21 protein-coding genes are annotated in these 21,638 nt (G+C 41.1%); 6 read left to right on the top strand and 15 right to left on the bottom strand.

All coding sequences use genetic code 11. The features are described 5' to 3' along the window. Nucleotides 1-148: 148 nt before the first annotated feature. The 4 genes from C509_RS0112375 to C509_RS0112355 form a co-directional block, all read right to left on the bottom strand. Nucleotides 149-1,612, bottom strand: coding sequence for a lmo1851 family serine protease (locus C509_RS0112375; RefSeq protein WP_018707252.1), 1,464 nt, complete (start codon nucleotides 1,610-1,612; stop codon nucleotides 149-151). Between the two features lie 329 nt (nucleotides 1,613-1,941). After that, nucleotides 1,942-2,757, bottom strand: a complete 816-nt coding sequence (locus C509_RS0112370) for a D-Ala-D-Ala carboxypeptidase VanY (protein ID WP_018707251.1) — start codon at nucleotides 2,755-2,757, stop codon at nucleotides 1,942-1,944. A gap of 2,098 nt (nucleotides 2,758-4,855) precedes the next feature. Next, a complete protein-coding gene (gene deoD, locus C509_RS0112360; RefSeq protein WP_018707249.1) occupies nucleotides 4,856-5,557 on the bottom strand; it encodes a purine-nucleoside phosphorylase in 702 nt (233 codons plus the stop codon). A gap of 107 nt (nucleotides 5,558-5,664) precedes the next feature. Continuing rightward, nucleotides 5,665-6,627 carry an NAD(P)H-dependent flavin oxidoreductase gene (locus C509_RS0112355; RefSeq protein WP_018707248.1) on the bottom strand — a complete coding sequence of 321 codons (963 nt, stop codon included), beginning with the start codon at nucleotides 6,625-6,627 and terminating at the stop codon, nucleotides 5,665-5,667. Nucleotides 6,628-6,706: 79 nt separating this feature from the next. Between C509_RS0112355 and C509_RS0112350 the strand changes: the two genes are divergently transcribed. Next, complete coding sequence (locus tag C509_RS0112350; RefSeq protein ID WP_018707247.1) at nucleotides 6,707-7,225, top strand: gamma carbonic anhydrase family protein; 519 nt, start codon at nucleotides 6,707-6,709, stop codon at nucleotides 7,223-7,225. Nucleotides 7,226-7,274: 49 nt separating this feature from the next. Here the strand turns inward: C509_RS0112350 and paaX are convergent, their stop codons facing one another. From paaX to C509_RS0112300, 10 genes are all read right to left on the bottom strand, one after another. Beyond that, complete coding sequence (paaX, locus tag C509_RS0112345) at nucleotides 7,275-8,156, bottom strand: phenylacetic acid degradation operon negative regulatory protein PaaX (RefSeq protein WP_018707246.1); 882 nt, start codon at nucleotides 8,154-8,156, stop codon at nucleotides 7,275-7,277. A 150-nt stretch (nucleotides 8,157-8,306) separates the two neighbouring features. Beyond that, a complete protein-coding gene (locus C509_RS0112340) occupies nucleotides 8,307-9,509 on the bottom strand; it encodes a thiolase family protein (protein ID WP_018707245.1) in 1,203 nt (400 codons plus the stop codon). Further along, nucleotides 9,506-10,381, bottom strand: a complete 876-nt coding sequence (locus C509_RS0112335) for a 3-hydroxyacyl-CoA dehydrogenase (RefSeq protein ID WP_018707244.1) — start codon at nucleotides 10,379-10,381, stop codon at nucleotides 9,506-9,508. Before C509_RS0112335 ends, C509_RS0112340 begins: the two co-directional genes overlap by 4 nt. A 71-nt stretch (nucleotides 10,382-10,452) precedes the next feature. Then, nucleotides 10,453-10,950, bottom strand: a complete 498-nt coding sequence (paaD, locus tag C509_RS0112330) for a 1,2-phenylacetyl-CoA epoxidase subunit PaaD (protein ID WP_018707243.1) — start codon at nucleotides 10,948-10,950, stop codon at nucleotides 10,453-10,455. A 22-nt stretch (nucleotides 10,951-10,972) separates the two neighbouring features. Further along, nucleotides 10,973-11,779, bottom strand: coding sequence for a 1,2-phenylacetyl-CoA epoxidase subunit PaaC (gene paaC / locus C509_RS0112325; RefSeq protein ID WP_018707242.1), 807 nt, complete (start codon nucleotides 11,777-11,779; stop codon nucleotides 10,973-10,975). Beyond that, entirely contained in the window at nucleotides 11,776-12,126 is a 351-nt protein-coding gene (gene paaB, locus C509_RS0112320) for a 1,2-phenylacetyl-CoA epoxidase subunit PaaB (protein WP_018707241.1), read from the bottom strand. The genes paaC and paaB overlap by 4 nt, the downstream gene beginning before the upstream one ends. A gap of 11 nt (nucleotides 12,127-12,137) precedes the next feature. Next, nucleotides 12,138-13,097, bottom strand: a complete 960-nt coding sequence (gene paaA / locus C509_RS0112315; RefSeq protein ID WP_018707240.1) for a 1,2-phenylacetyl-CoA epoxidase subunit PaaA — start codon at nucleotides 13,095-13,097, stop codon at nucleotides 12,138-12,140. A gap of 108 nt (nucleotides 13,098-13,205) precedes the next feature. Further along, nucleotides 13,206-13,454 (bottom strand): ferredoxin, encoded by a 249-nt coding sequence (locus C509_RS0112310; protein ID WP_018707239.1) that lies wholly within the window; start codon nucleotides 13,452-13,454, stop codon nucleotides 13,206-13,208. A 19-nt stretch (nucleotides 13,455-13,473) separates the two neighbouring features. Further along, nucleotides 13,474-14,478, bottom strand: coding sequence for an NAD(P)/FAD-dependent oxidoreductase (locus C509_RS0112305; RefSeq protein ID WP_018707238.1), 1,005 nt, complete (start codon nucleotides 14,476-14,478; stop codon nucleotides 13,474-13,476). A 36-nt stretch (nucleotides 14,479-14,514) separates the two neighbouring features. Further along, nucleotides 14,515-15,849 (bottom strand): phenylacetate--CoA ligase family protein, encoded by a 1,335-nt coding sequence (locus tag C509_RS0112300; protein ID WP_018707237.1) that lies wholly within the window; start codon nucleotides 15,847-15,849, stop codon nucleotides 14,515-14,517. A 472-nt stretch (nucleotides 15,850-16,321) separates the two neighbouring features. Between C509_RS0112300 and C509_RS0112295 the strand changes: the two genes are divergently transcribed. From C509_RS0112295 to C509_RS0112275, 5 genes are all read left to right on the top strand, one after another. Next, on the top strand, nucleotides 16,322-17,512 hold the full coding sequence (locus tag C509_RS0112295) for an ABC transporter substrate-binding protein (RefSeq protein ID WP_026319832.1): 1,191 nt from the start codon (nucleotides 16,322-16,324) through the stop codon (nucleotides 17,510-17,512). Nucleotides 17,513-17,595: 83 nt separating this feature from the next. Further along, a complete protein-coding gene (locus C509_RS0112290; RefSeq protein WP_018707235.1) occupies nucleotides 17,596-18,477 on the top strand; it encodes a branched-chain amino acid ABC transporter permease in 882 nt (293 codons plus the stop codon). A gap of 3 nt (nucleotides 18,478-18,480) precedes the next feature. Continuing rightward, a complete protein-coding gene (locus C509_RS0112285; RefSeq protein ID WP_018707234.1) occupies nucleotides 18,481-19,527 on the top strand; it encodes a branched-chain amino acid ABC transporter permease in 1,047 nt (348 codons plus the stop codon). Further along, nucleotides 19,527-20,306, top strand: a complete 780-nt coding sequence (locus C509_RS0112280; RefSeq protein ID WP_026319831.1) for an ABC transporter ATP-binding protein — start codon at nucleotides 19,527-19,529, stop codon at nucleotides 20,304-20,306. The genes C509_RS0112285 and C509_RS0112280 overlap by 1 nt, the downstream gene beginning before the upstream one ends. Beyond that, a complete protein-coding gene (locus C509_RS0112275; RefSeq protein ID WP_018707232.1) occupies nucleotides 20,307-21,044 on the top strand; it encodes an ABC transporter ATP-binding protein in 738 nt (245 codons plus the stop codon). Here the strand turns inward: C509_RS0112275 and C509_RS0112270 are convergent. Further along, nucleotides 21,034-21,507 carry a PaaI family thioesterase gene (locus C509_RS0112270; protein WP_018707231.1) on the bottom strand — a complete coding sequence of 158 codons (474 nt, stop codon included), beginning with the start codon at nucleotides 21,505-21,507 and terminating at the stop codon, nucleotides 21,034-21,036. The genes C509_RS0112275 and C509_RS0112270 overlap by 11 nt on opposite strands. Nucleotides 21,508-21,638 lie beyond the last annotated feature (131 nt).

Below are 21,638 nucleotides of genomic sequence, written 5' to 3'. Positions count from 1 at the left end.
TAAAAATTTAAAATCTCCATTATTATTTCTTTCTCATAAAAATCTCCCCAATGGGCAAACAGATTTTATTTTTTCATCTGTCTACCTATTGGGGAGCACTTCATAACATTTCGGATGCAATTCAAATTTTCAAGGAGTTCTTTTTAAGCTATTTTTTCTTTTTTGATAACATCTTGACCGCTTCCTTCACTTGTGGATCATTATCCTGGAGGTGCTCACGAATTTTATTCATGAGGGAAATGGTTGTGTCGCCGGTTAAAACACCGGATGTTTCCAGCTTTTCGTCTTTCTGAAACTCCATGACTGCTTCTTTTGTATCTTCGTCAAAATAGGAGTCCACCTTGCCAGGATTATAACCAAGCTCTTTCAATATCTGCTCGGCTGCTTTCACATCGGAGGATGCTGTTCCCTCCTTCAACTTTTGATCAGGATCGATATAGGACAAGGATGCGTATTTTGGCAATGCAACCTTTTTATCCGGTTCGATGCCTTTCTCGTTAATCCAATTACCATCAGGTGTCAGCCATTTAGCCATTGTGTATTTAATATTAGAACCGTCCTGGAACTCGTCGGTTGTTTGAACTGTTCCCTTTCCGAAGGTTTTTTCACCAACAAGAGGAATCCCAGCGGATTCACTTACAGCCGCAGCAAGTATTTCAGAAGCACTGGCGCTGCCCCCATCAACTAATACAACAGTCGGAACGGTAATTTTTTTACCTTCTTTTGCAACATACTCTTCCACTTTTCCATCTTTATAGGCCACTTGGAACAACTTTTCCCCTTTTGGGACGAATAGATTTGAAATATTTATTGCCTGGTCAAGCAAACCTCCCGGATTTTTACGGAGATCTAAGATCAAGGACTTCATCCCTTTGTCTTCCATCTCTTTCAGTGCTTCGCTCAGATCTTTATCCGTATGGCTGGAAAAGCTTGTAATCTGAATTTTAGCTACCCCATCGTCCAGCATTTCAGGATATACTGTATTGATTGGGATTTCATCGCGTGTAATAGTGAACTTCTTCGGTTCTTCTCCTTCTTTGCGCTCAATGGTCAACGTCACTTTCGTGCCTTTTTCTCCTCTGATTAACAGGACTGCTTCATTGGCGCTCATGCCCCTGACACTTTTCTCGTCGACTTCGGTTATTTTATCATTCGGTTCGATTCCAGCTTTTTCAGCTGGGGATCCCTTAATTGGGGAAACAACAACAATTGCGCCATTCTTTTCCTGAATTTCAGCACCAATTCCTTCAAACGATGAAGTAATGCTTTCTTCAAAGACCTTGCTTTCTTCTTTTGTCATGTAGTCGGAATATGGATCATCGAGCGACTTAACCATTCCGTCGATAGCACCATCAACGAGTTTTTCTTCATCAACATCTTGAAAATAACTTTTCTTCAACTTATCGTATGTATTATATAATTTATTAAACTCGGCCCTTTCCTGCACTCCAACATTGACTGCTTTTTCATCGCCAAACGAGAGAGCCAAAATAGTCACACCCGCTGTTAAAAATACGATAAGAAAGATTAACATGACGAACCTGAATTTTTTCATTTTTATAAATCCCGCGTGTTGCGGACTTTCTTCCCTATAATTTTGATCTTCTTCCATCTATTTCACCACTTTCAACACGTTAGCCATTTGCGCATACGTAATCATCTTAAGGACTCTATCCAACCTCTTTATTCTACCAGTTTTACACAACCAACGAAAGGATAATGGAGTTTTATGTGTTTACATCAAGTGAGACTATCCCGTATGGTCTTAGTACATAAGTACAAGACAATTTCGTTGATAATGTCTTTAGTCAACTCAGCGAATCGCAAACTTACTCCAATAACGTTTTGATTTGAACTTTACATATACTTTGAACAGGATTTAATATTTTACTTTCATTACTTTTTGACAAAAAGACTTTGCCTTGCAAAAAGGCAAAGTCTTTAAAATTTTGATACGTGCTCAAAATACTCTTCTAAAGTCCAATTCCGTTCATAGATGGTTTTTGCAGCTTTTTTTCCCACATAACGAAAATGCCACGGCTCAAACTGATATCCCGTTATATCTTCCTTGCCTCTCGGGTATCGCAAAATGTACCCATAATTATGGGCATTGTCCTTTAACCATTTGCCTTCAGGTTCCTGTTCAAACTCTTCAACTAACAGAAATTGGACAGACTCACTGGTAATATCCATGGCTAGACCTGTCTGGTGTTCACTGCTCCCGGGAGCAGCAACGGCTTCTGAGGCTTTTTTCTCTCCAGACCTGTCAGATTCAACCTGAAAAACTTCCCTTTGCCGTTCATAAGAACGATATCCGGATGAAGCATAAAGTTGTATACCTTCTTTTTCTGCTGCATCAAACATTGTTTCCAACGCCTTTGCCGCTTCTTTCCGCAAATAACTTTTTTCAATATCCTGATTCCCAAAGGAAAAAGTCACTTGGGGCCGGACTAAATCCTTAGGTATATAGTCACTAGGTAACGAAAATGACTTATTGACCAGAGCCAGTTTATTTCCTGCGTTTGCAATTTCCTTTTTCCCATCCACTTCAACCACTTCATTGAAATAAGTGGATTCCAACATTAATTCTGGATTCTCTTTTTTCTGATTTGAAAGATCTTGTCCTTTTTCCAATGAGGACTGTTCAGTAACTTCATCGTTCGGCTTGTGCAGATGCCCGCTTTCACCAGTAAAATGATTCCACTGACATCCAGTAAGAAAGAGTACAGTCATGGTGATACCTGTTATTTTCTTCATAAAGAATGTTCACTACTCCAATTCACTTTCAAAAAGATTTTACCCTGGATTTTTAATTGCAGGTTCCAAAGCCACGTTATTATTGATGACTAGGAGCTGTTATTAAAAATCAATAGATGTAAAAACGTTGATTTTACAATCTTTATTATCGCTCATTATATCTATCACTGTCAAAAACAATCTTTACAGTGAACGTTTTGTCATTCATTAGTCACTTTTTGTTGGTCATGAAGAAAAAGAGAACAACACGTTCTAATAGATTTATTCTATAACTGGCGACCAGCCGCTACAAGGTAAACACTTGCTGTACTCATATTAGGGACCATCATGCATTAGGGCTACTCCGCCATTCAACACTGGCAATATAAAATCGATATCTATTTAATGGGCCTGGAGGCTATATCTCTAGATGGAGAAGCATATTCATTAATCGGAAAGTGGAAGCATTCTCAATTTTTCTATATAAGATATCATTCCAGATGGTGTTAATTTCCCTGCAATAAATAATATCACCTAGATCTGTTACCATACCGGCTCGTCCAGTAATGGTGCCTTCTCTTGATAATAATCGAATTAAGCTTCTTTCAACTTTACACAACATTACAACATGTCCCAGCAGTATCATACAAGTCCATGTCTTGTACCGTGTTCCTTGATCCATCGAGATCCTGTTCTTTGTGTTACGTGTCTCATTGTAAAATGCTTAACGCTATATAAAGTGTGGAATTGGCTTTTATGGTTGTTGACTCAGTTATATCCCTCACTTTAATTTTGATGATGAGTTGTGACCACTGATTGTTTTTGTCTATGTATATCATTTCCCAACCCATACTTTGATTTATTTGACGTTTTAACAGACTTTCTGCATCAACGCAACGAACATTCGTCAAGTATTGTTAAAGTGTTAATGAATCAGGCGGATATAAATCAATATAGATTCAGATATTATAGAAGGAATGAATAATCTTATTTCAATTGATAAAACTCATATTCTATGTTATCCGCAATATGTATTGTTGTGGGCATGAATCAAAAAGATGCACTGGAAAATGAATGCGTTTATATCGGTCATCTGGCACAAAAGCCGAATGAGCGAAAATAAAGAAAGATAATAGTTCATAAGTAGGCAAGCCCGGCATGCCGGGCCTGTTTCAATTAGTCATCAATTTCTCTACAGCGGCAAATGAATCTTTCGCGGTTCCGATGGTGATGATGGTGGTGGTGGCAGTCATCATCCCATACTTCACGGCATCGACAAATTAATCGAACTCTGCGTCTTCTACGTCTTTCTCTTTCTCCTCCTACAAAATCATCCTCAAATTCAAAACCCATGCTTTACACCTCCTTGATGTCTCTTAAAGCCGGCTTCGATATTAATATATTAAAAGTTGCCGGATTCGTTTGGACAGTCCGTCTGGTAGAAACGTGGTTTTTTACAAATCTAAAAAAAGCTACTACATATAGAGATAACGATATAGTGTCCATTCACCTTTCATTCATACTGGCAACAAACTTTTCCGATTATCGAAAGATAAATCAGCAATTATAATGGTAAGTTAGGTAATATTGCTGTTCTAGTGTAGAGGTCAGGTGCTTGCTTGGTTGTTAAGTGAAACAACAGGGTTTTACAGCTTGCCATGTCGTGGATGGAAACTTGATTCGATGTTTGCTTAAACTCTTTGTTTATGTTAACAGTTCGGAGAATGTTCATAATTTTACAAAAATGAACAGAACCCTGTGTTCGTTAATTGATCACGTTATAGCTGTTGATCTTCAACATCATTTTTCTCTTTCTGAATATAAAAAGAAGCGATGCTTATGCATCACTCTTGCTGTCTAAAGTGACAATTGTACAGTACGAATGCAAGATGACATATTTTGGCGCCATTGGGTTTCTTGAGCATTGAGTAATGGGATAAATGATTAGCAGTTTTGCCATGTTGATACTAAAAAAATGTTAAACAAATAAGCCGCTAAAGAGACAGAAATACAAAAAGCAAGCGACAACTTAAACGCAATCTTATGATTGGTCACTTTTGGGTCACTTGCTTAAAATTGAGCACTTATGTAAAACGATTCACCATTGGTATGGTAAGGTTTATCCGATTGCAGATTCCAAGGCCACTTCGATCATTTCGTTGAAGGTTGTCTGCCTTTCTTCAGCTGTTGTCAATTCACCAGTCAATATATGGTCGCTCACTGTTAAAATTGACAGGGCTTGTCGCCCGTATTTTGCTGCCAATGTATAAAGTGCGGCAGTCTCCATTTCAATGGCCAAAATACCATATTGAGCCCATTTCTCATGTTCGGCATTATCATTATAAAACATATCTGCAGTGAAAACGTTCCCTACTTTTAGTTGCAGTCCCTTATTTACACCTTCATCGTATGCTCTTTTCAGTAAGTCAAATGATGCAGTTGGAGCATAATCAATGCCGTTGAATGTTAAGCGGTTCATTTGAGAGTCGGTTGAAGCTGACATAGCAAGAATGACGTCCCGGACTTTTACGTCCTTTTGAATCGCACCGCACGTTCCTACTCGAATTAAATTTTGTACATTATAGCTTTCCATTAATTCATTTATATAGATGGAGATCGACGGAACACCCATTCCAGTTCCTTGGACAGAAATTCTTTTTCCTTTGTATTCACCTGTATAACCAAGCATATTTCGAACAGAATTATATTCTTGCGCCTTTTCCAAGAATGTTTCGGCTATATATTTGGCACGTAACGGGTCGCCAGGCAGGAGGACCGTTTCTGCAATGGCCGATTCAGGTGCATTTATATGTATACTCATTTTTCGCTCTCCCTTCCATAATCCAACTACTATATTAATTGTTTGCCCCGATTCATGCAAATTTTCTTTAAACTAAGATACACTTGGCATTAAGTTAATCACTATGATCAGTCAATCGATTTCTGCAAGTAGCCAGATACTTGTTTTATCTGTCTGAGTGCTTGTTCCATCATACCTTCCATTAACTGTTCAACGGATGGAATGTTGACAATCAGTCCCGATGCCTGCCCTCCATTTACATAGCCGTTCTCAAAATCACCATGTACGGCCCCTTGTATATGATGCTGCTCTGATGTTTTTTCTGCAAAATCCCCTACTGTCATGCCTTTCTGCTCTAAATCCATTATTGATTCCACATACTTCCCTTTAAGAACTCTTCTGACCCTACCCAATGAGCGTCCCAAAATCACTGTCCCAAGATCATCGGCTTTTAGAAGCTTCTGTTTATAGGATTCATGGAATGGAGCTTCCTTAACAGCGATAAATCTTGTTCCCATCTGGACCCCGCTTGCTCCAAGCATTAAGGCAGCGGCCAATCCCCTTCCGTCAGCAATGCCTCCGGCTGCATATACCGGAATTTCAACTTTATCAACAATCTGGGGAATGAGTGAGAAAGTAGTCAATTCAAGACTGGAATTGATGCCTGCGGCTTCAAACCCTTCAGCAACAAGCAAATCAGCACCAGCTTCTGCCGCTTTTACTGCATGTCTGACTGATGCAACAATCACTATTACTTTGATGCCATTTTTTTGTAAGACAGGTATAAAAGGTGATGGGTTGCCTGCAGACAAAGTTACGGCTGCAATTTTGTGTCTGATGGCCAAGTCTAGCAATTCTTCCGTATATTCTGTAACGGTAATCGGTATATTCAATGAAAAAGGCTTGTTTGTCCTTTCTTTTGTATCAACAATTATCTTCTCTACCTCATCAGGATGCATTGTCCCGGCTCCCACCGTTCCCAATCCCCCTGCTTTTGATACGGCAGAAGTTAATTGAGCATTGCTTATATTGCCCATCCCGCCTTGTATGATTGGATATTTCAAGCCTAATATAGCATGTCCATCTTTCAATTTTTTCACCATCCTTTAAAATAATGTTATAGTAAAAGAGACAATAAATTTCCAATATTATTTCAATGGAGGTCAGGAAATGAAAATAACGTATAACCAGACAGCTCCAGAAGTGCATCCGTCAGTTTTTGTTGCCCCGGGAGCGTATTTGATCGGTGACGTCAAAGTTGGAATGGAATCGACCATTTGGTTCAATGCGGTCCTGCGCGGAGATGAAGGGCCTGTCAAAATCGGGCAAAGATGCAGTATTCAGGATAACTCAACAATCCACATGTATGAAGGATATCCGGTGATCATAGAGGACGAAGTAACTGTCGGCCACAATGTCATTCTACATGGATGCACAATCGGAAGAAGATCCATTATCGGCATGGGCTCCACGATTCTGGATCATGTAGAAATAGGGGAAGAATGTATTATTGGAGCGAACACATTAATCCCCTCAGGGAAGAAAATACCGCCGAGATCACTTGTCATCGGTTCTCCGGGAAAAGTCGTCCGGGAATTAAATGCAAAGGACTTTGAACTTATTCAATCATCCATAGATACATATGTTCAAAAAGGGAAAGAGTATAACTCGATACTATCCAAAAGTTAAAAACACCCTAATTTTATGCCTGTCTCCATATACATCGGGGCAGGCTATTTCACTTGACTATATAAGGATGATCATTTGCATCGTAGGCCTTGTCTTTTTTCCGCAAGTCATTACCTTTTTCAAAAACGGCTTCGAAAAAATCACTCGCGGGTTTTGCCAGAAGCTGATAATATTGCCTGAAGAGCAATGCCGCATGGTTGCCGCTCCACATCGGAGGTAGCAGCTCTCTTGGTAATCCAGGATCTACAAATAGGAACTTTCGATATTCATGCACCAATTTGGTCCTCTCCACAAAACAGTCGGCATCACTCATTTTCCCTTCATTGAGCAAGCTTTGATGGATAATGTACTGTTTGCCATAAGCTGAAACAAACTCTTCGTACCTTTCTTCAATTTCTTCCAATGGCCAGCTTTTCTTGACCAATTGGACATTATCTTTCGGCCCAATATATTCAGATACAAAAAAATCAACAAACTCCTGAATTTCGTACTTTTCAATCAGCCATTCCACTTCTTTCTCCAAATTATTTGGAGAAATCCAGCAGCTGTGCGTAAAGCTGCCAAAACCGCTCCAAAGCAGTTCTTTCCTTAAATCATCCCTGATTTGTCTTTTTTCTTCTGGGATCGAATACATAAGCATTCTCCACTTTCCATCCCATTCGTGGGGGTCCAGCTTAAATATTCTTCGGCCCGCTTCATCTATACGGCTGACTCCACGCTGTGTTAAAAAGTAAAAGCTCTTATTACCCTGCCTCTCTGACTGCAGCCACCCTTGTTTGACCATTCTTGACACAGCCACCCGCACAGCCTGTTCGTTGTGGCCGAACTCTTTCAGCAACCGGATAAGGCTGCCGATCCAAATTTTGTTCCCATAATGGCGAATATAATCACCATATATTGTAAAGATCATAGATTGTGTGTTAAGGCCCATACATCCGTCACTCATTTCTTTACAGAATATTTTTTAAGTGAATTATACCATGCTTAGCATAAAGAATAAGCAAAACTTGATTCTGGATGTTTTTTGCCAAAACAATTTTAAACAAAAAACCCTCACTTCAAATAGCAAGGGTTTTTAGTGTCAACCATCATTTTCAACGATGACTGAAACTCCCTGACCAACCCCAATACACATGGTTGCAAGTCCGTATTTTGAATCCCTTCTCTTCATTTCATAAATTAAGGTCGTTAAGATCCTGGCACCGCTGGCACCAAGAGGGTGCCCAAAAGCAATAGCTCCTCCATTAACATTCACTTTCTCCTTGTCGAGGCAAAGCTCTTTAATACACTGTAAAGATTGAGATGCGAAGGCTTCATTCAACTCCACCAAATCGATATCACCCATAGTTAAACCTGCACGTTCCAAGGCTTTTTTACTCGAATAGATTGGCCCAAGTCCCATGACCGCCGGTTCAACACCTGATACAGCTCCAACCTTATATGTCACTAACGGTTTGAATCCCAATTCTTCCGCTTTTTCTTTGCTCATCAGTAAAAGCGCTGATGCACCGTCATTCACACCTGAAGCGTTTCCTGCAGTGACCGTTCCTCTAGGAAATATAGGCTTCAGTTTGGATAATTTCTCAAGTGTTGTATCCGGTCGAGGATGTTCGTCGCGATCCACGATGTGTTCATTCCCTTTTCTGTCCGTATAAATAACAGGAATAATCTCTTCATTAAAAAGATTTTTTTCCATTGCCCTTTTTGCCTTCATCTGGCTTTCAAAAGCAAATTGGTCTTGTTCTTCCCTTGAAATCTCGAATCGTTTCGCAACATTTTCCGCCGTTTCCGGCATGGTGTCCGCCCCGTACATTTCCTTCAGCTTTTGGTTGGTAAAACGCCAGCCAATCGTCGTATCCTGAAGTTCCATCGAGCCGCGTGGAAACTCTTTGTCGGGCTTTGCCATGACAAATGGTGCCCTTGTCATGCTCTCTGTTCCCCCTGCGATATAGATGTCCCCGTCACCAACGGCAATTGCCCTGGCAGCGTACATAACCGCATCCAACCCTGAACCGCACAGTCTGTTGACAGTTGTACCTGCAACATTTATGGGAAGTCCTGATAATAGAGCGGACATACGGGCAACGTTTCTATTATCTTCCCCTGCCTGGTTTGCATTTCCAAGAACGACCTCCTCGATTTCATTTTTCGGAAGAGCTGGATTTCGATTAACCAAGGCTTCGATGACTATTGCTCCTAAATCATCCGGACGTATGCTTTTCAATGCTCCTTTATACTTCCCAAAAGGGGTTCTGACAGCATCGACAATAACAACTTCTCTCATTTATCTATCAACTCTTTTTCTTTGTTTGTATAGTCATACACGCCTTTTCCAGTCTTGCGTCCCAGTCTCCCCGCTTTTACATACTGCTCGAGCAGCGGCGCTGGCCTGTATTTCTCTCCGAGCTTTTCATGAAGGTATTTCAGGTTGTTCAACCGAGCATCCAGCCCAACAAGATCAGCCAGTTCAAAAGGTCCCATAGGATAATTCAGGCCTAGTTTAATGGCCTTGTCTATATCTTCTGGAGTGCCGAGGCCTTCTTGAAGCATATAGAAAGCTTCATTCCCCACAAGGGCACTGATCCTGCTTGTTACGAAACCTGGAAACTCTTTGATGACAACAGTTTGTTTGTCCATTTTTTCCGCTGTTTTTTTGATAATTTCGACAGTCTCTTCATTTGTTTCCAGCCCCCTGATGATTTCGACCAAAGGCATTTTATGGACCGGGTTGAAAAAATGCATGGCGATTGTTTTGTCCGGCCGTTTGGTAAAAGAGGCTATTTCTGTCGGACTCATCGTTGATGTATTCGTTGCAAAAAGGCAGTGTTCCGGTGCAAATTTCTCCGCTGCTACAAAAACCTGCTTTTTAATCTCTGTTTTTTCCGGGACCGCCTCAATGATTAAATCCGCCATGGAAGCCGCTTCTGCCAAGTCCGTCTGGAACTTTAACCTTTCCTTTAAACGTGCAAAGCTTTCATTAGTCAGCTTCCCTATGGCTAATCCTTTCTCTGCAATTTTCATTATTTCTTCTTTGGCATTATTCAGAGCATCCTCACTTACATCTATGAGACTCACTGAAAATTCTGCAGCTGCTGCCACATAAGCTATGCCTCTTCCCATAACTCCAGAACCGACAACTGTAATGTTTTGGATCATACATTTCCCTCCTAAAAAAGTACGAATAGAAAAAATGTCCTCCTCTATTCGTACAGTGTGTAAACATTTATTCAAATATTCGAAATCGGTTTCATCGCTTCAAATGGATTTTTGCAAGATTTACAGTATAAGATGCTCCTACAGGCAGTCGGACCGAAAATATTCTCCATTGTTACATAAGTGGAATCACAGTATGGACAATCAACGTGCCATGTACCATCTTCTTCCATATGTCGAGGCGGAGGTGCAATACCAAACTCCCTCAGGCCATCGTGCCCTTTCTGAGTAATTCGATCAGATGTCCATGGCGGATGATATACGAAACGTACTTTCGCTGATTCCACCGGCGTGGAAGTCTCAATGGCTCTTACAATATTTCGTTCAATAATTTCCAATGCGGGGCAACCTAAAAACGTCGGCAGTATATCCACTGTTACTTTCCTGCCGTCAATATGGATATTTTCGATCATTCCCAAATCGATGACGCTGACTGTATCTATCTCCGGATCTTTGACAGTATCCAAGATTTCCAGAATGACCTTTTGGGAAATGGGCATGGCGGTCATCATTATTGATCACTCCTCTTGCATATTACCATGAAGCGGCAGTATCCAGACGGTATACCTCCGAAAGGGTTTTAAGAGCAGAATCCAAATCCTTTGAATGCTCCCCGATCCGCCCATTCATTTGCGGTTTTTCCGGGATTTCAGGAAGCTCCAAATCAAGGGATGTGTATGCTTTTTCCAGCTCGGCAAACCACCTTTTCTGAAGTGTTACTCCTTCTTCAATCAAACCATATTCATGGATGTCTTTTGTTAATTTGCCGAATATAAACATATCCCCAAAATCTTTGGCAACTTCATCGATTGCATTTTTCATTCTCTCAATTGCCTCAACGGAGGAACTCAGCAACTGCACAAACCAAGTTTTCCAATGAAGCGTATGATAAAAGAGTTCCATGCTGACCTTTGCCGCTATCTCGGCAGCAGGTTTATATGAACTGTTTTTCAATGAATCTATCTTTGCTTTTTTGGCAGTTGTATAAAAATAGTTTCTTACAACGGCATAGGCCCAATCATATTTGGGCGTATCCATGTAATAACCTTCTCCGTTCGGCCTTTCTGATAGAATGCTGTTTCGCCGCTCCTCGGAAGAGCGCAGATGTGCAAGTTCATCTGAGGTTCCGTACCCCAGATCCTCAAGTAAACTGTAAAACATTGCAGAGTGGCCCATACAATCCTGGCTGATGGAGGAGAACGCCACATCTTCCTCAATATGAGGTGCCAATCCTAGCCACTCAGAGCCTCGAAACGCAATCAAAAAATCATCATCCGCAAACTGAAATAGCAAATCTGCGACTGCCTCTTTGTATTTTGTATCGGTTTTTATATCTGTCATTTCTTACCGTCCCCTCCCCAAGAAAGAATTTCTTTTTCATCCAGCATTTTCTGTTCATACTGTCGCCATTTCTTCTTTAGGTAACCGTAGCCTTTGGCTGTCCGGTAGTCCTTATTATCCAACCGGGCAAGACTTCTTTTTTCTTCAGGATCAAGCGAACGGATATTTTCCCGTTTCACAACCCAAATATCCTCTACGGGTTCACGTCGCATGAAGTTTTCTTGTGCCATGACCAGAGCTATATCCTCATTTGGGGCCAATAGGCAAAATTGGTGCTGGAACGGCGATGTCGCACTGCGTTTGCTGAATACTTCATATTCATGGTAAAAATTTTTTTTGGTAGTCATGACTTTCCCTCCTATGCACGGCTGCTAAGTGCATCACGTACCCACGCATTATTTTCATAAGAAACTCTCCTTAAATTCAAGCGTTCCTGGGACCTGGGGCCTTCATTTCTGATGATCTTCTTAAATTCATTCCAGTCAGGCTGTCTGTATTCCCATCTCTTTTCCTCTTCATTATATTTAAGCGTCGGATCCGGTATGGTTAATCCCAGTGAAAGAATGCGGGGAACATACTTGCTGAAAAAATCCTGTCTTAATTGCTCATTTGTTTTTGTCCTGATTTTGTATTTGATGGTAACATCCTGCTTGGATCGCCCAGTCGTATCGCTGCCAGCCGGACCGAAGAACATTAACAGTGCATCCCACCAGCGGTTGAGGGCTTCCTGAATCATTTGTTTCTGCTCTTTCGTTCCTTCGGCAAGTGCCATGATAATTGCTTCGCCATGCTGGGCGTGGAATACTTCCTCTGCACAGATGCGCTGCAACGCTCTGGCATAAGGGCCATACGAAGCGCCGAGCATGTTCGTTTGGGTTATGATGGCCGCTCCATCCACCAGCCAGCCGATTAAACCTGCATCCGCCCATGTTACCGTTTTCATATGAAACACATTATGAAATTTCAAATCCCCATTAAATAAATCTTGCATCAGGTCATCCCTGTTTTTTCCATAAGGCTTCAGCAAGTCCTCTGCTACCCTTAACAATAATTGACCATGCCCCATTTCGTCCTGAACCTTTGCCATAATACCAAGTTTTCTTCTTAGGGAGGGCGCTTTTGGCACCCACTCTTTCTCAGGAAGCGCCCCCATAATTTCGCTTATTCCATGCATTGAGATTAATTTGATGAGTGCAATCCGATATTCTTCAGGCATCCAGTCATCGGTTTCGATTTTATCGCCCGCTTTGATTCTTTCAATAAAGCCTTGCAGTTTTTCAGCTTCCGTCGCTTCTTCGGCATACATTAATCCCGCCATGTAAAGTACCTCCCCATTTATATAACATTGTTTTTACGTTATTTTAATTTACTGTTATGTCAAAACCAATCATTCTCCCTTATACGAACATGGCTCAAAGACCTTCCCTTATCCTGCTTTTTCTTCCTGTCCTTCAAACGGCTCATTTGCAACTTTAATGGAGTCTGTAGGGCATCCATCACTAGCATCTTCCAAATCGTCGTACAATTCTTCCGGAACCTGCTCCGTTCCCGTATTGTCATCAAGAATGACATAAGAAAGCCCTTCTTCATCGTAATCAAAAATGTCAGGTGCACAGGCTCCGCAGGAGCCGCAGGCAATACACGTATCCTGATCAACAATTGTATACTTTGGCACAATCGTATCCTCCTTTTGGTTAAACCTTTATCTTTTTGTTTTCCATGACTGTTGTACTGTGAACAGGCTGGACTCTTGAGGTAGGATCAATCAAGACTTTTGCATTGCTTACCGCAACAGGGGCTTCTCCAAACCCAGTCGCAATTAATTTCACCTTACCTTCATAGGTATTGATATCCCCTACAGCATAAACACCTTTGATGTTTGTCTCCATTTTTGAATCAACCGAAATTGAATTTTTTTCAATATCTAATCCCCATTCTTTGATAGGGCCCAGTGATGCAACAAATCCGTAATTACATAACACAGCATCAACTTCAATTTCAATTTCCTCTTTTGTTTTGACGTGCTGTAAAGTCACTTTTTCTATTTGACAGTCTCCTGTCAGATCTATCGGGATATAAGGGGTAAGAACATTTACAGAAGATTTATAAAGTGTATCGACACTGTGCTCATGGGCCCTGAATTTATCCCTTCGGTGTACTATGCTTACTTCTTTGGCAATCGGTTCAAGCATGAGAGACCAATCCACCGCCGAATCTCCACCACCGAAAACTGCCACTCTTTTCCCTGAAAACTTTGACATATCATCAACAAAGTAATGAAGATTTCCTTGTTCATATTTTGCTGCCTTTTCCAAAGGAAGTTTCCTCGGCTGAAATGCTCCGTTTCCTGCAGTGATGATCACCGTTCGCGAAAAATGTGTCCCTTTATTCGTAGTCAGAATGAAAGTACCGTCATTTTCCTTTACCAAAGACTCCACAGATTCCCCAAGGCAGATTTCCTGATCGAACATTTGCATCTGGTTCTTCAAGCTGTCCACAAGCTCCTGTCCACGGACCTTTGGAAATCCAGCCACATCATAGATATATTTTTCAGGATACAAGGCAGAGAGCTGACCGCCCAGTTGGGGCAAGCTCTCAATCAACTTGACCGACATTTGCCTTAGACCCGCATAAAAAGCTGTAAACATTCCGGCAGGTCCGCCTCCAATAATTGTTAAATCAAATTTTTCATTACCCATTTATGTTTGAATGCACTCCTTTTCAGTATCATCCGATTAAGAAAGCATGACTGGGCTTGAGTTTCTCTGGTCCACTATTCTTACTGCTTTCCCTTCTGACCTAGGGATGCTTTTGGGCATACCCATCACAGTTTTTACCGAAACGAGGCATGCCGATTTAATTTCATGCTTTATTTTTCTTTCTAGCATCTGCACTTTTTCATGTTCGAGATCCTCATTTATCCCCAAGTATAATTCATCACTCATTTCAACATGCAGCTCTGCACAATCCAACGGGCCGTCTTTGAAAAGCCTGATTTGATAGTGCGGGGACAAGCCCTCAATCTTCAAAAGGACGCGCTCTATTTCAGAAGGGAATACATTCACTCCACGAATAATAATCATGTCATCTGTTCTTCCCTTTACCCTCGACATCCTTGTTGTCGTCCTACCACATTGGCATTTCCTTCGAGTAATAGATGCAATGTCTCCTGTACGATATCTGACCAGGGGAAACGCTTCTTTTGTAAGAGTGGTAAAAACCAGCTCTCCATCTTTACCGTCTTCCACAGGCTCAAGAGTTTTTGGATCTATCACTTCAACAAGGAAGTGGTCGTCAGCAATATGAAGTCCATCCTGTGCTACATGGCATTCAATTGATACTCCTGGTCCCATAATTTCGCTCAAACCGTAAATGTCGACCGCTTTGATTCCAAGCATGTCTTCAATGGTTGCCCGCATCTCTTCAGACCAGGGTTCCGCCCCAAAGATCCCATATTTTAGGCTGTTTTCCCGTGAATCAAGACCCATATCCCTCATTTTTTCTCCAATATTCAAGGCATAGGACGGCGTACAGGCGAGTCCTTTCGGCTTAAAGTCTTGGATAGCCAAAATTTGTCTCTCAGTATTTCCCCCGGAAATCGGCACCACCGCAGCCCCCAATTCCTCAGCACCAAAATGCAAACCTAAACCCCCGGTAAACAGTCCATATCCGTAAGCATTATGAAATAAATCTCCTTTGCTTCCACCTGCAGCCACAATGGCTCTTGCAATAAGTTCAGACCAAACTTTAATATCATTCTTTGTATAACTTACGACCGTCGGCTTTCCGCTGGTTCCGGATGAACCGTGCAGACGGACAATATTTTCTATGGGTTCTGCAAATAATCCAAATGGATAATGATCCCTTAAATCTTGCTTTCTTGTAAAAGGCAGTTTCGATATGTCCGCAATATTTTTAATGTCCTCTATCTTTATTCCTTTTTCATTAAACTTCTCTTTATAAAATTTCACTTTGTTATAAACCCTGTCCAATGTTTCTTGTAACCGTACAATTTGCAGCTTTTCCATTTTTAGCGTTGGCAGCGTTTCCATTTCAAGGTTATAAATCATTGCATCTACCTCCATTTACATTCTTTTTAACTTTAATGTAACAAAGATGGTCCGATTCATAAATTATATGTTATATGTGTAATTTAATCCGTCTAATCAAAAAAGTCAACTGTTTTTTCGGAAAATTGGTGTGTTTGGGACAATTCCGTTTTACCACTTAAAACCGACACCTATAATAGCATTCTTCCAGCTTAACAGTTGTCATATACTTTCAATTTTTCTAATTATTATGTTTACAATGAAATTTTAATATGGTATCTTTGTCTCAAAGTTGTAAGGGCTTTCTTACTATCCGTTTTCCTTTTGTAACAATAAGCAATTATGGAGGTGATTCCACTAGGCAAACCTGTACCCTTTCCATTAAATATTAAAACTCCTAAAAAGAAACGTAAAAACATGCAGCATTGACGAATCAGATGGATTGGTCAACTCACACTTATTAACTAGTTCAGGGGGAAAGTATATGAAAAACATGAAAAAATGGTTTTTCGGCATGCTTGTTTTTATTCTGGCTGCCACATTGGCGGCATGTGGCAATAAAGAAGAGGCCTCGGGCGGAAGTTCAGACAGCGGTGATGATTCCGGAGAAATTAAAATCGGAAGTATCATAGACGCATCAGGCAGCGCAGCTCCTCTTGGAAAACCGGAAGAAGAAACCATCAAAATGATCATTGATGAAGTAAATGAACAAGGCGGTATCGACGGAAAGAAAATTAAACTGATTTCAATTGATTCCAAATCCGATCAAAACGAAGCGGTTTTGGGTATGAAAAAATTGATTGAACAAGAAAAAGTTACAGCCATCATCGGTGGAACGATAAGCGGGAACAGCCTGGCAATGATTCCTCTTGCTGAAAAAGCCCAGGTTCCATACATCTCTCTTGCTGCGAGCAAACAGGTAAATAAACCGGACGATAATTCGCCGCGTGAATGGACTTACAAAACCGCCCAGGGTGATGATGTTGTCATCCCTAAATTGTTGGAATATTTAAAAGATGAAAAATTAACTAAAGTTGCCTGGCTGGGAGTGGCGAATTCCTACGGTACAAGCGGCCATGAGGAATTTGAAAAGCTTAAGGGAGAATACGATATTGAAGCAGTGATTGAAGAAGAATTCGAAGCTACTGTAAACGATGCAAAATCAATGCTTACACGAGTCAAAAAAGCTGATCCACAAGCAATTATTGTATGGGGGACTGCCCAAGAATCTGCAGTTGTTACAAAAAATATCCGCGAGATCGGTTTGGATGTACCGATTATTGAAAGTCACGGTATCGGTACGAAAGAATTTATTGAACTTGCAGGGAATGCCGCTAATGGGGTCATCTTCCCTGCCGGCAAGCTTCTTGTTGTCGATGAGCTGGAGGATAGCGATCCACAAAAGGAAGTGTTAAACCAATTTAAAGAGAGTTATGAAGGCAAATTTGACAAAGCTGCAAGCACTTTTGGCGGGCATGCCTATGATGCGGTTCACATTTTGGTCAATGCATTGGAAGAAGTTGGAACTGATAAAGAAAAGCTGCGGGAGGCATTGGAGAATACCGAAGGTTTTGTTGGCATTTCCGGTGTTTTCAATATGTCATCCGATGATCATAACGGGCTTAAATCCGATAGCTTGACAATGATTGAAATCAATGATGGCGAATGGACAAAGGGAGATTGATTTTTTGGCAGGGAATATGGTCTATTCCCTGCTTTCTCCTTAGTGACAATCTTCTTTGCAAATATACTGAAAGGAGTTAAATGATGGAGCTTTTAACCCAAATTCTACAATTGATTTTTTCAGGCTTAACGATTGGGAGTATTTATGCTCTTATCGCTATCGGCTTTGTCATAACATACAATATCACCGGTGTTCTCAATTTTGCCCAGGGAGAATTTGCCATGCTTGGTGCCATGTTGGCCATCACCTTTGTTTCCTTGAATATGCCAATGTCACTCGGAATTATTCTGAGCATTTTGATTGTTGTTCTGATAGGGGGAATTTTTGAGCGGACTGCGATTTATCCTGCAAGGAACTCCTCGTTGCCCACTCTCATTATCATTACAATTGGAGTAGCCATTGCGATGCGCGGACTGGCCATTTTACTTTGGGGAACGCAACCAAAATCTCTGGCTCCGTTCACTAAAAACGATCCCATTACTGTTATGAACGCTGTTTTGCTTCCTCAGAGCATGTGGGCCATTGGCATATCGCTAATCAGTCTGATTATGATGTTCTACTTTTTCAATAAAACATTTATAGGGAAAGCTGTTACGGCTTGTGTTATCAATCGCGATGCTGCACGATTGATGGGTATCAAACCGGAATGGATGTCCTTTCTTTCCATTTCCGTTAGTGCTGGATTGGGAGCGGTAGCCGGAATTATCATCGCCCCGATTTCAGGCGCCTCCTATGAGATGGGTCTTATGCTTGGAGTCAAGGCTTTTGTTGCTGCTGTCATAGGAGGATTGACAAATGCTCCTGCAGCGATTATCGGCGCTTTCATGATCGGGATCTTAGAATCGTTCACTGAAGGACTATGGACCTCAGGTTATAAGGATGCAATCATTTTTGCTTTACTATTATTGGTATTATTTATTAAGCCTAGTGGACTATTTGCTAAAGCAAGCGGAAAGCGGGTATAACATATGATTGATAAAAACAGCCAGCAAAAACAATTGATTGGAATCGCCATTTTAGTTGTCGCCCTAGCTGTCATTCCGTTTTTTGCAAATTCTTTCATGCTGAGCGTCATGATCATGATAGGTTTATACGCTATTGTGACCTCCGGTCTGACGATGCTTATGGGTTATGCAGGTCAAATTTCATTGGGGCACGCAGCGTTCTATGGCATCGGTGCCTATTCGGCAGCCATTGTCACAGGTACGTACGGATTACCCAGTGTATTGGGCATTTTGACCGGAGTTGTTATTGCTACTGTGATTGCCATTATTATTGGAATCCCGACTTTGAAACTTAAAGAAAACTATTTGGCACTTGCCACTCTGGGATTCGGTATCATCATTTTTGTTTTCTTCAAAGAGTTTAAAACGCTTACAGGCGGGTTGAACGGATTTTTTGGAATCCCTTCATTCGAGTTTTTAGGCTTTTCATTCAATACAGATACAAAGTTCTTTTATTTGGTTTGGCTTATCCTGCTTTTAAGCATCCTGTTTTCCAGCAATATTATTCACTCCAGAGTCGGAAGAGCTTTAAGATCAATCCATGGAAGCGACATTGCTGCCAACTCTATTGGAGTTAATATTCAGCTGTATAAATTGAAGGTGTTCGTGTTAAGTGCAATCTATGCATCCATTGCCGGGAGCTTGTATGCACATTACGTTTCCTTCATCAATCCGGAATTATTTACAGCAATGGAGTCGATAAGCCTATTAATTATGGTTGTGATAGGCGGCTCCTCAAGTATTTGGGGCGGAATGATCGGTGCAATTGTTTACGTTCTGCTTAATGAAGGGTTGAAAGACTTTGTCCCTATGATTCTCCCAAGTGTCGGCGGTGAATTTCAAATCATCTTTTTCGGAGTGTTGCTGGTGATCATCTTGATATATATGCCACAAGGGCTTGCGCCGGTATTGAGAAATTTTTGGAAGATGATTCCTATCCCCGGGAAGAAAGAACATCCACCCATTAAGAAAAAGAATGAACCTAAAGTATCGGCAGGAGGTAGTAAATGATGAGTAATCCCTTGCTGGAAGTGAAAAGTCTGACAAAGTCATTTGGGGGCGTTATGGCGGTTTGTGACGTTGATTTTCTTCTTTATCCTGGTGAAATCGTGGCAGTAATCGGACCAAACGGTGCTGGTAAGACTACCTTGTTCAACATGATTACAGGCGTAATGTCTCCATCATCAGGCACGGTTAATTTCAATAAAAAGGAAATAACAGGAAAACGGCCTTTTCAAATAGCAGAAGCAGGTATTACAAGGACCTTTCAAAACTTACAGGTGTTTGAAAATATGACTGTCGTAGAGAACGTGATGTCCGGTGTTCATTGCCGCTTGAAAACCGGTTTTTTAACATCTGGATTTCGCTTGCCGCTCGTAAAAAGAGAAGAAAAACAAGCATATGAGATTGCCATGCATTACTTGGAAAAAGTGGGAATCTCCGATCTGGCACATGAGGATGCCAAAGTTCTCCCCTACGGTAACCAACGTCTATTGGAAATCGCAAGAGCAGCAGCTTCCTCTCCCAAATTGATCCTGTTGGATGAACCGATGGCGGGCTTAAATCCCCAAGAATCTTCTCAACTCGTCCAGGTCATACAGCAAATGAGATCTGAAGGCATGTCATTCCTTTTTGTAGAGCATGATATGGAGACAGTGATGGGCATCTCCGATCGGATTGTAGTCATAGATTACGGCAAAAAAATTGCCGAAGGGACTCCCGCGGAAATCTATGAAAATGAAAAAGTTATTGCTGCCTATTTGGGAACTGATGAAGAGGAGGCGATTTAAATGCTTAAAGTCGATAACATTCATACGTTCCATGGATACCTCCATGTGTTAAAAGGAATATCTTTTGAATTGGAAAAGGGGGAAATCTTTGCTATTGTCGGCTCCAACGGTGCAGGAAAAAGCACATTGCTCGGGACTATAGCAGGGGTATACCTTCAAAAAGAAGGAAACATCATTTACGAAGGGCGCGATATCAGCAAAAAGAAGGTGGAAGAAATAGTCAGACAGGGAATTTGCCTCGTTCCTGAACGCAGGCAAATATTTGATGCTCTTACAGTAAAAGACAACTTAATGCTTGGAGCCTATCACCGTATTAAAGAAAGTAAAAAAACTCTACAAAAAGACATCGACCGCTGTTATGAGCTGTTTCCAAAGTTAAAAACAATGGAAAACCGCCCTGGCGGGCTATTAAGCGGAGGTGAACAGCAGATGCTTGCCATTGCCCGCGGATTAATGTCCAATCCGAAGCTCATGATGCTTGATGAACCTTCATTGGGACTGGCACCATTAATAGTGAAAGACATCATGAACATACTTGATCATCTACGGGAGGATTTCAATACGACAATCATCCTAGTAGAACAAAATATTAAAGCGGCTCTAAAGATAGCCGATCGTGCCTGCGTCATAGAGCGGGGTGAAATTGTCATGACAGGAAATGCGAAAGATCTAATGAAGGATCAGCGCGTCAGGGACGCTTATATGGGAGGAAAAAAAGAGACTAACTTCATTTCATGAAGCCTGTCTCTTTTTCCATTTTTTCGATAGGGACAAAAAAATCATTCTTACGGTAAACCGTTGCATCCATTGTGGCAAGAAGTTCATCATCACAAAATACTTTAATCTTATACCAGGCAAGCCTGTTGCCCTTCTTCTCTTCGACTGCTTCCGCCCTTAGCGTATCCCCTTCACTTGCAGGTGACATGAAATTCATTGTAGTTGTCAGGCCTACCGCTGTCTTCCCATAAGAATTGCTGGCAGATGCAAACACATAGTCCGCCAGTGCAAAAAGGACGGCCCCATGTACTGTATTATGAGAATTCAACATGTACTTCTTCACTTCCAATGATGCAACTGCGCTTCCTTCCCCCAATGCTTCGAGTTTTATCCCCAAATGCTGTGCATACGGCTCTTTTTCCATGATGGAAAAGATCTCGTCATAGAATGACTCATGTACCATTCGTTCATTAATTTTTTTCATAGCAACATCTTCCTTTAGTATCAAATAATATACGAATTATACAATTTATGTTATATTTAATCAACAAAATATTTAGAAATTTTTATAAAAATGATTACCTATATGATAAAATTAGTTTCAATAGTAGTGGA

Source organism: Siminovitchia fordii DSM 16014 = CIP 108821 (assembly GCF_000374565.1).
Lineage (GTDB): Bacteria > Bacillota > Bacilli > Bacillales > Bacillaceae_C > Siminovitchia > Siminovitchia fordii.
This window is presented reverse-complemented; position numbering and strand designations above follow the sequence as displayed.

Excerpts from the sequence above, each read along its gene's own strand:
- paaA (WP_018707240.1), bottom strand. The coding sequence starts at position 13,097 with ATGGCGGGATTAATGTATGCCGAAGAAGCGACGGAAGCTGAAAAACTG.
- C509_RS0112300 (WP_018707237.1), bottom strand. The coding sequence starts at position 15,849 with ATGATTTATAACCTTGAAATGGAAACGCTGCCAACGCTAAAAATGGAA.
- C509_RS0112375 (WP_018707252.1), bottom strand. The coding sequence starts at position 1,612 with ATGGAAGAAGATCAAAATTATAGGGAAGAAAGTCCGCAACACGCGGGA.
- C509_RS0112305 (WP_018707238.1), bottom strand. The coding sequence starts at position 14,478 with ATGGGTAATGAAAAATTTGATTTAACAATTATTGGAGGCGGACCTGCC.
- C509_RS0112285 (WP_018707234.1), top strand. The coding sequence starts at position 18,481 with ATGATTGATAAAAACAGCCAGCAAAAACAATTGATTGGAATCGCCATT.
- paaB (WP_018707241.1), bottom strand. The coding sequence starts at position 12,126 with ATGACTACCAAAAAAAATTTTTACCATGAATATGAAGTATTCAGCAAA.
- deoD (WP_018707249.1), bottom strand. The coding sequence starts at position 5,557 with ATGAGTATACATATAAATGCACCTGAATCGGCCATTGCAGAAACGGTC.
- C509_RS0112335 (WP_018707244.1), bottom strand. The coding sequence starts at position 10,381 with ATGATCCAAAACATTACAGTTGTCGGTTCTGGAGTTATGGGAAGAGGC.
- paaC (WP_018707242.1), bottom strand. The coding sequence starts at position 11,779 with ATGACAGATATAAAAACCGATACAAAATACAAAGAGGCAGTCGCAGAT.
- C509_RS0112370 (WP_018707251.1), bottom strand. The coding sequence starts at position 2,757 with ATGAAGAAAATAACAGGTATCACCATGACTGTACTCTTTCTTACTGGA.
- C509_RS0112290 (WP_018707235.1), top strand. The coding sequence starts at position 17,596 with ATGGAGCTTTTAACCCAAATTCTACAATTGATTTTTTCAGGCTTAACG.
- C509_RS0112350 (WP_018707247.1), top strand. The coding sequence starts at position 6,707 with ATGAAAATAACGTATAACCAGACAGCTCCAGAAGTGCATCCGTCAGTT.
- paaX (WP_018707246.1), bottom strand. The coding sequence starts at position 8,156 with ATGGGCCTTAACACACAATCTATGATCTTTACAATATATGGTGATTAT.
- C509_RS0112275 (WP_018707232.1), top strand. The coding sequence starts at position 20,307 with ATGCTTAAAGTCGATAACATTCATACGTTCCATGGATACCTCCATGTG.
- C509_RS0112295 (WP_026319832.1), top strand. The coding sequence starts at position 16,322 with ATGAAAAAATGGTTTTTCGGCATGCTTGTTTTTATTCTGGCTGCCACA.
- C509_RS0112340 (WP_018707245.1), bottom strand. The coding sequence starts at position 9,509 with ATGAGAGAAGTTGTTATTGTCGATGCTGTCAGAACCCCTTTTGGGAAG.
- paaD (WP_018707243.1), bottom strand. The coding sequence starts at position 10,950 with ATGATGACCGCCATGCCCATTTCCCAAAAGGTCATTCTGGAAATCTTG.
- C509_RS0112280 (WP_026319831.1), top strand. The coding sequence starts at position 19,527 with ATGAGTAATCCCTTGCTGGAAGTGAAAAGTCTGACAAAGTCATTTGGG.
- C509_RS0112270 (WP_018707231.1), bottom strand. The coding sequence starts at position 21,507 with ATGAAAAAAATTAATGAACGAATGGTACATGAGTCATTCTATGACGAG.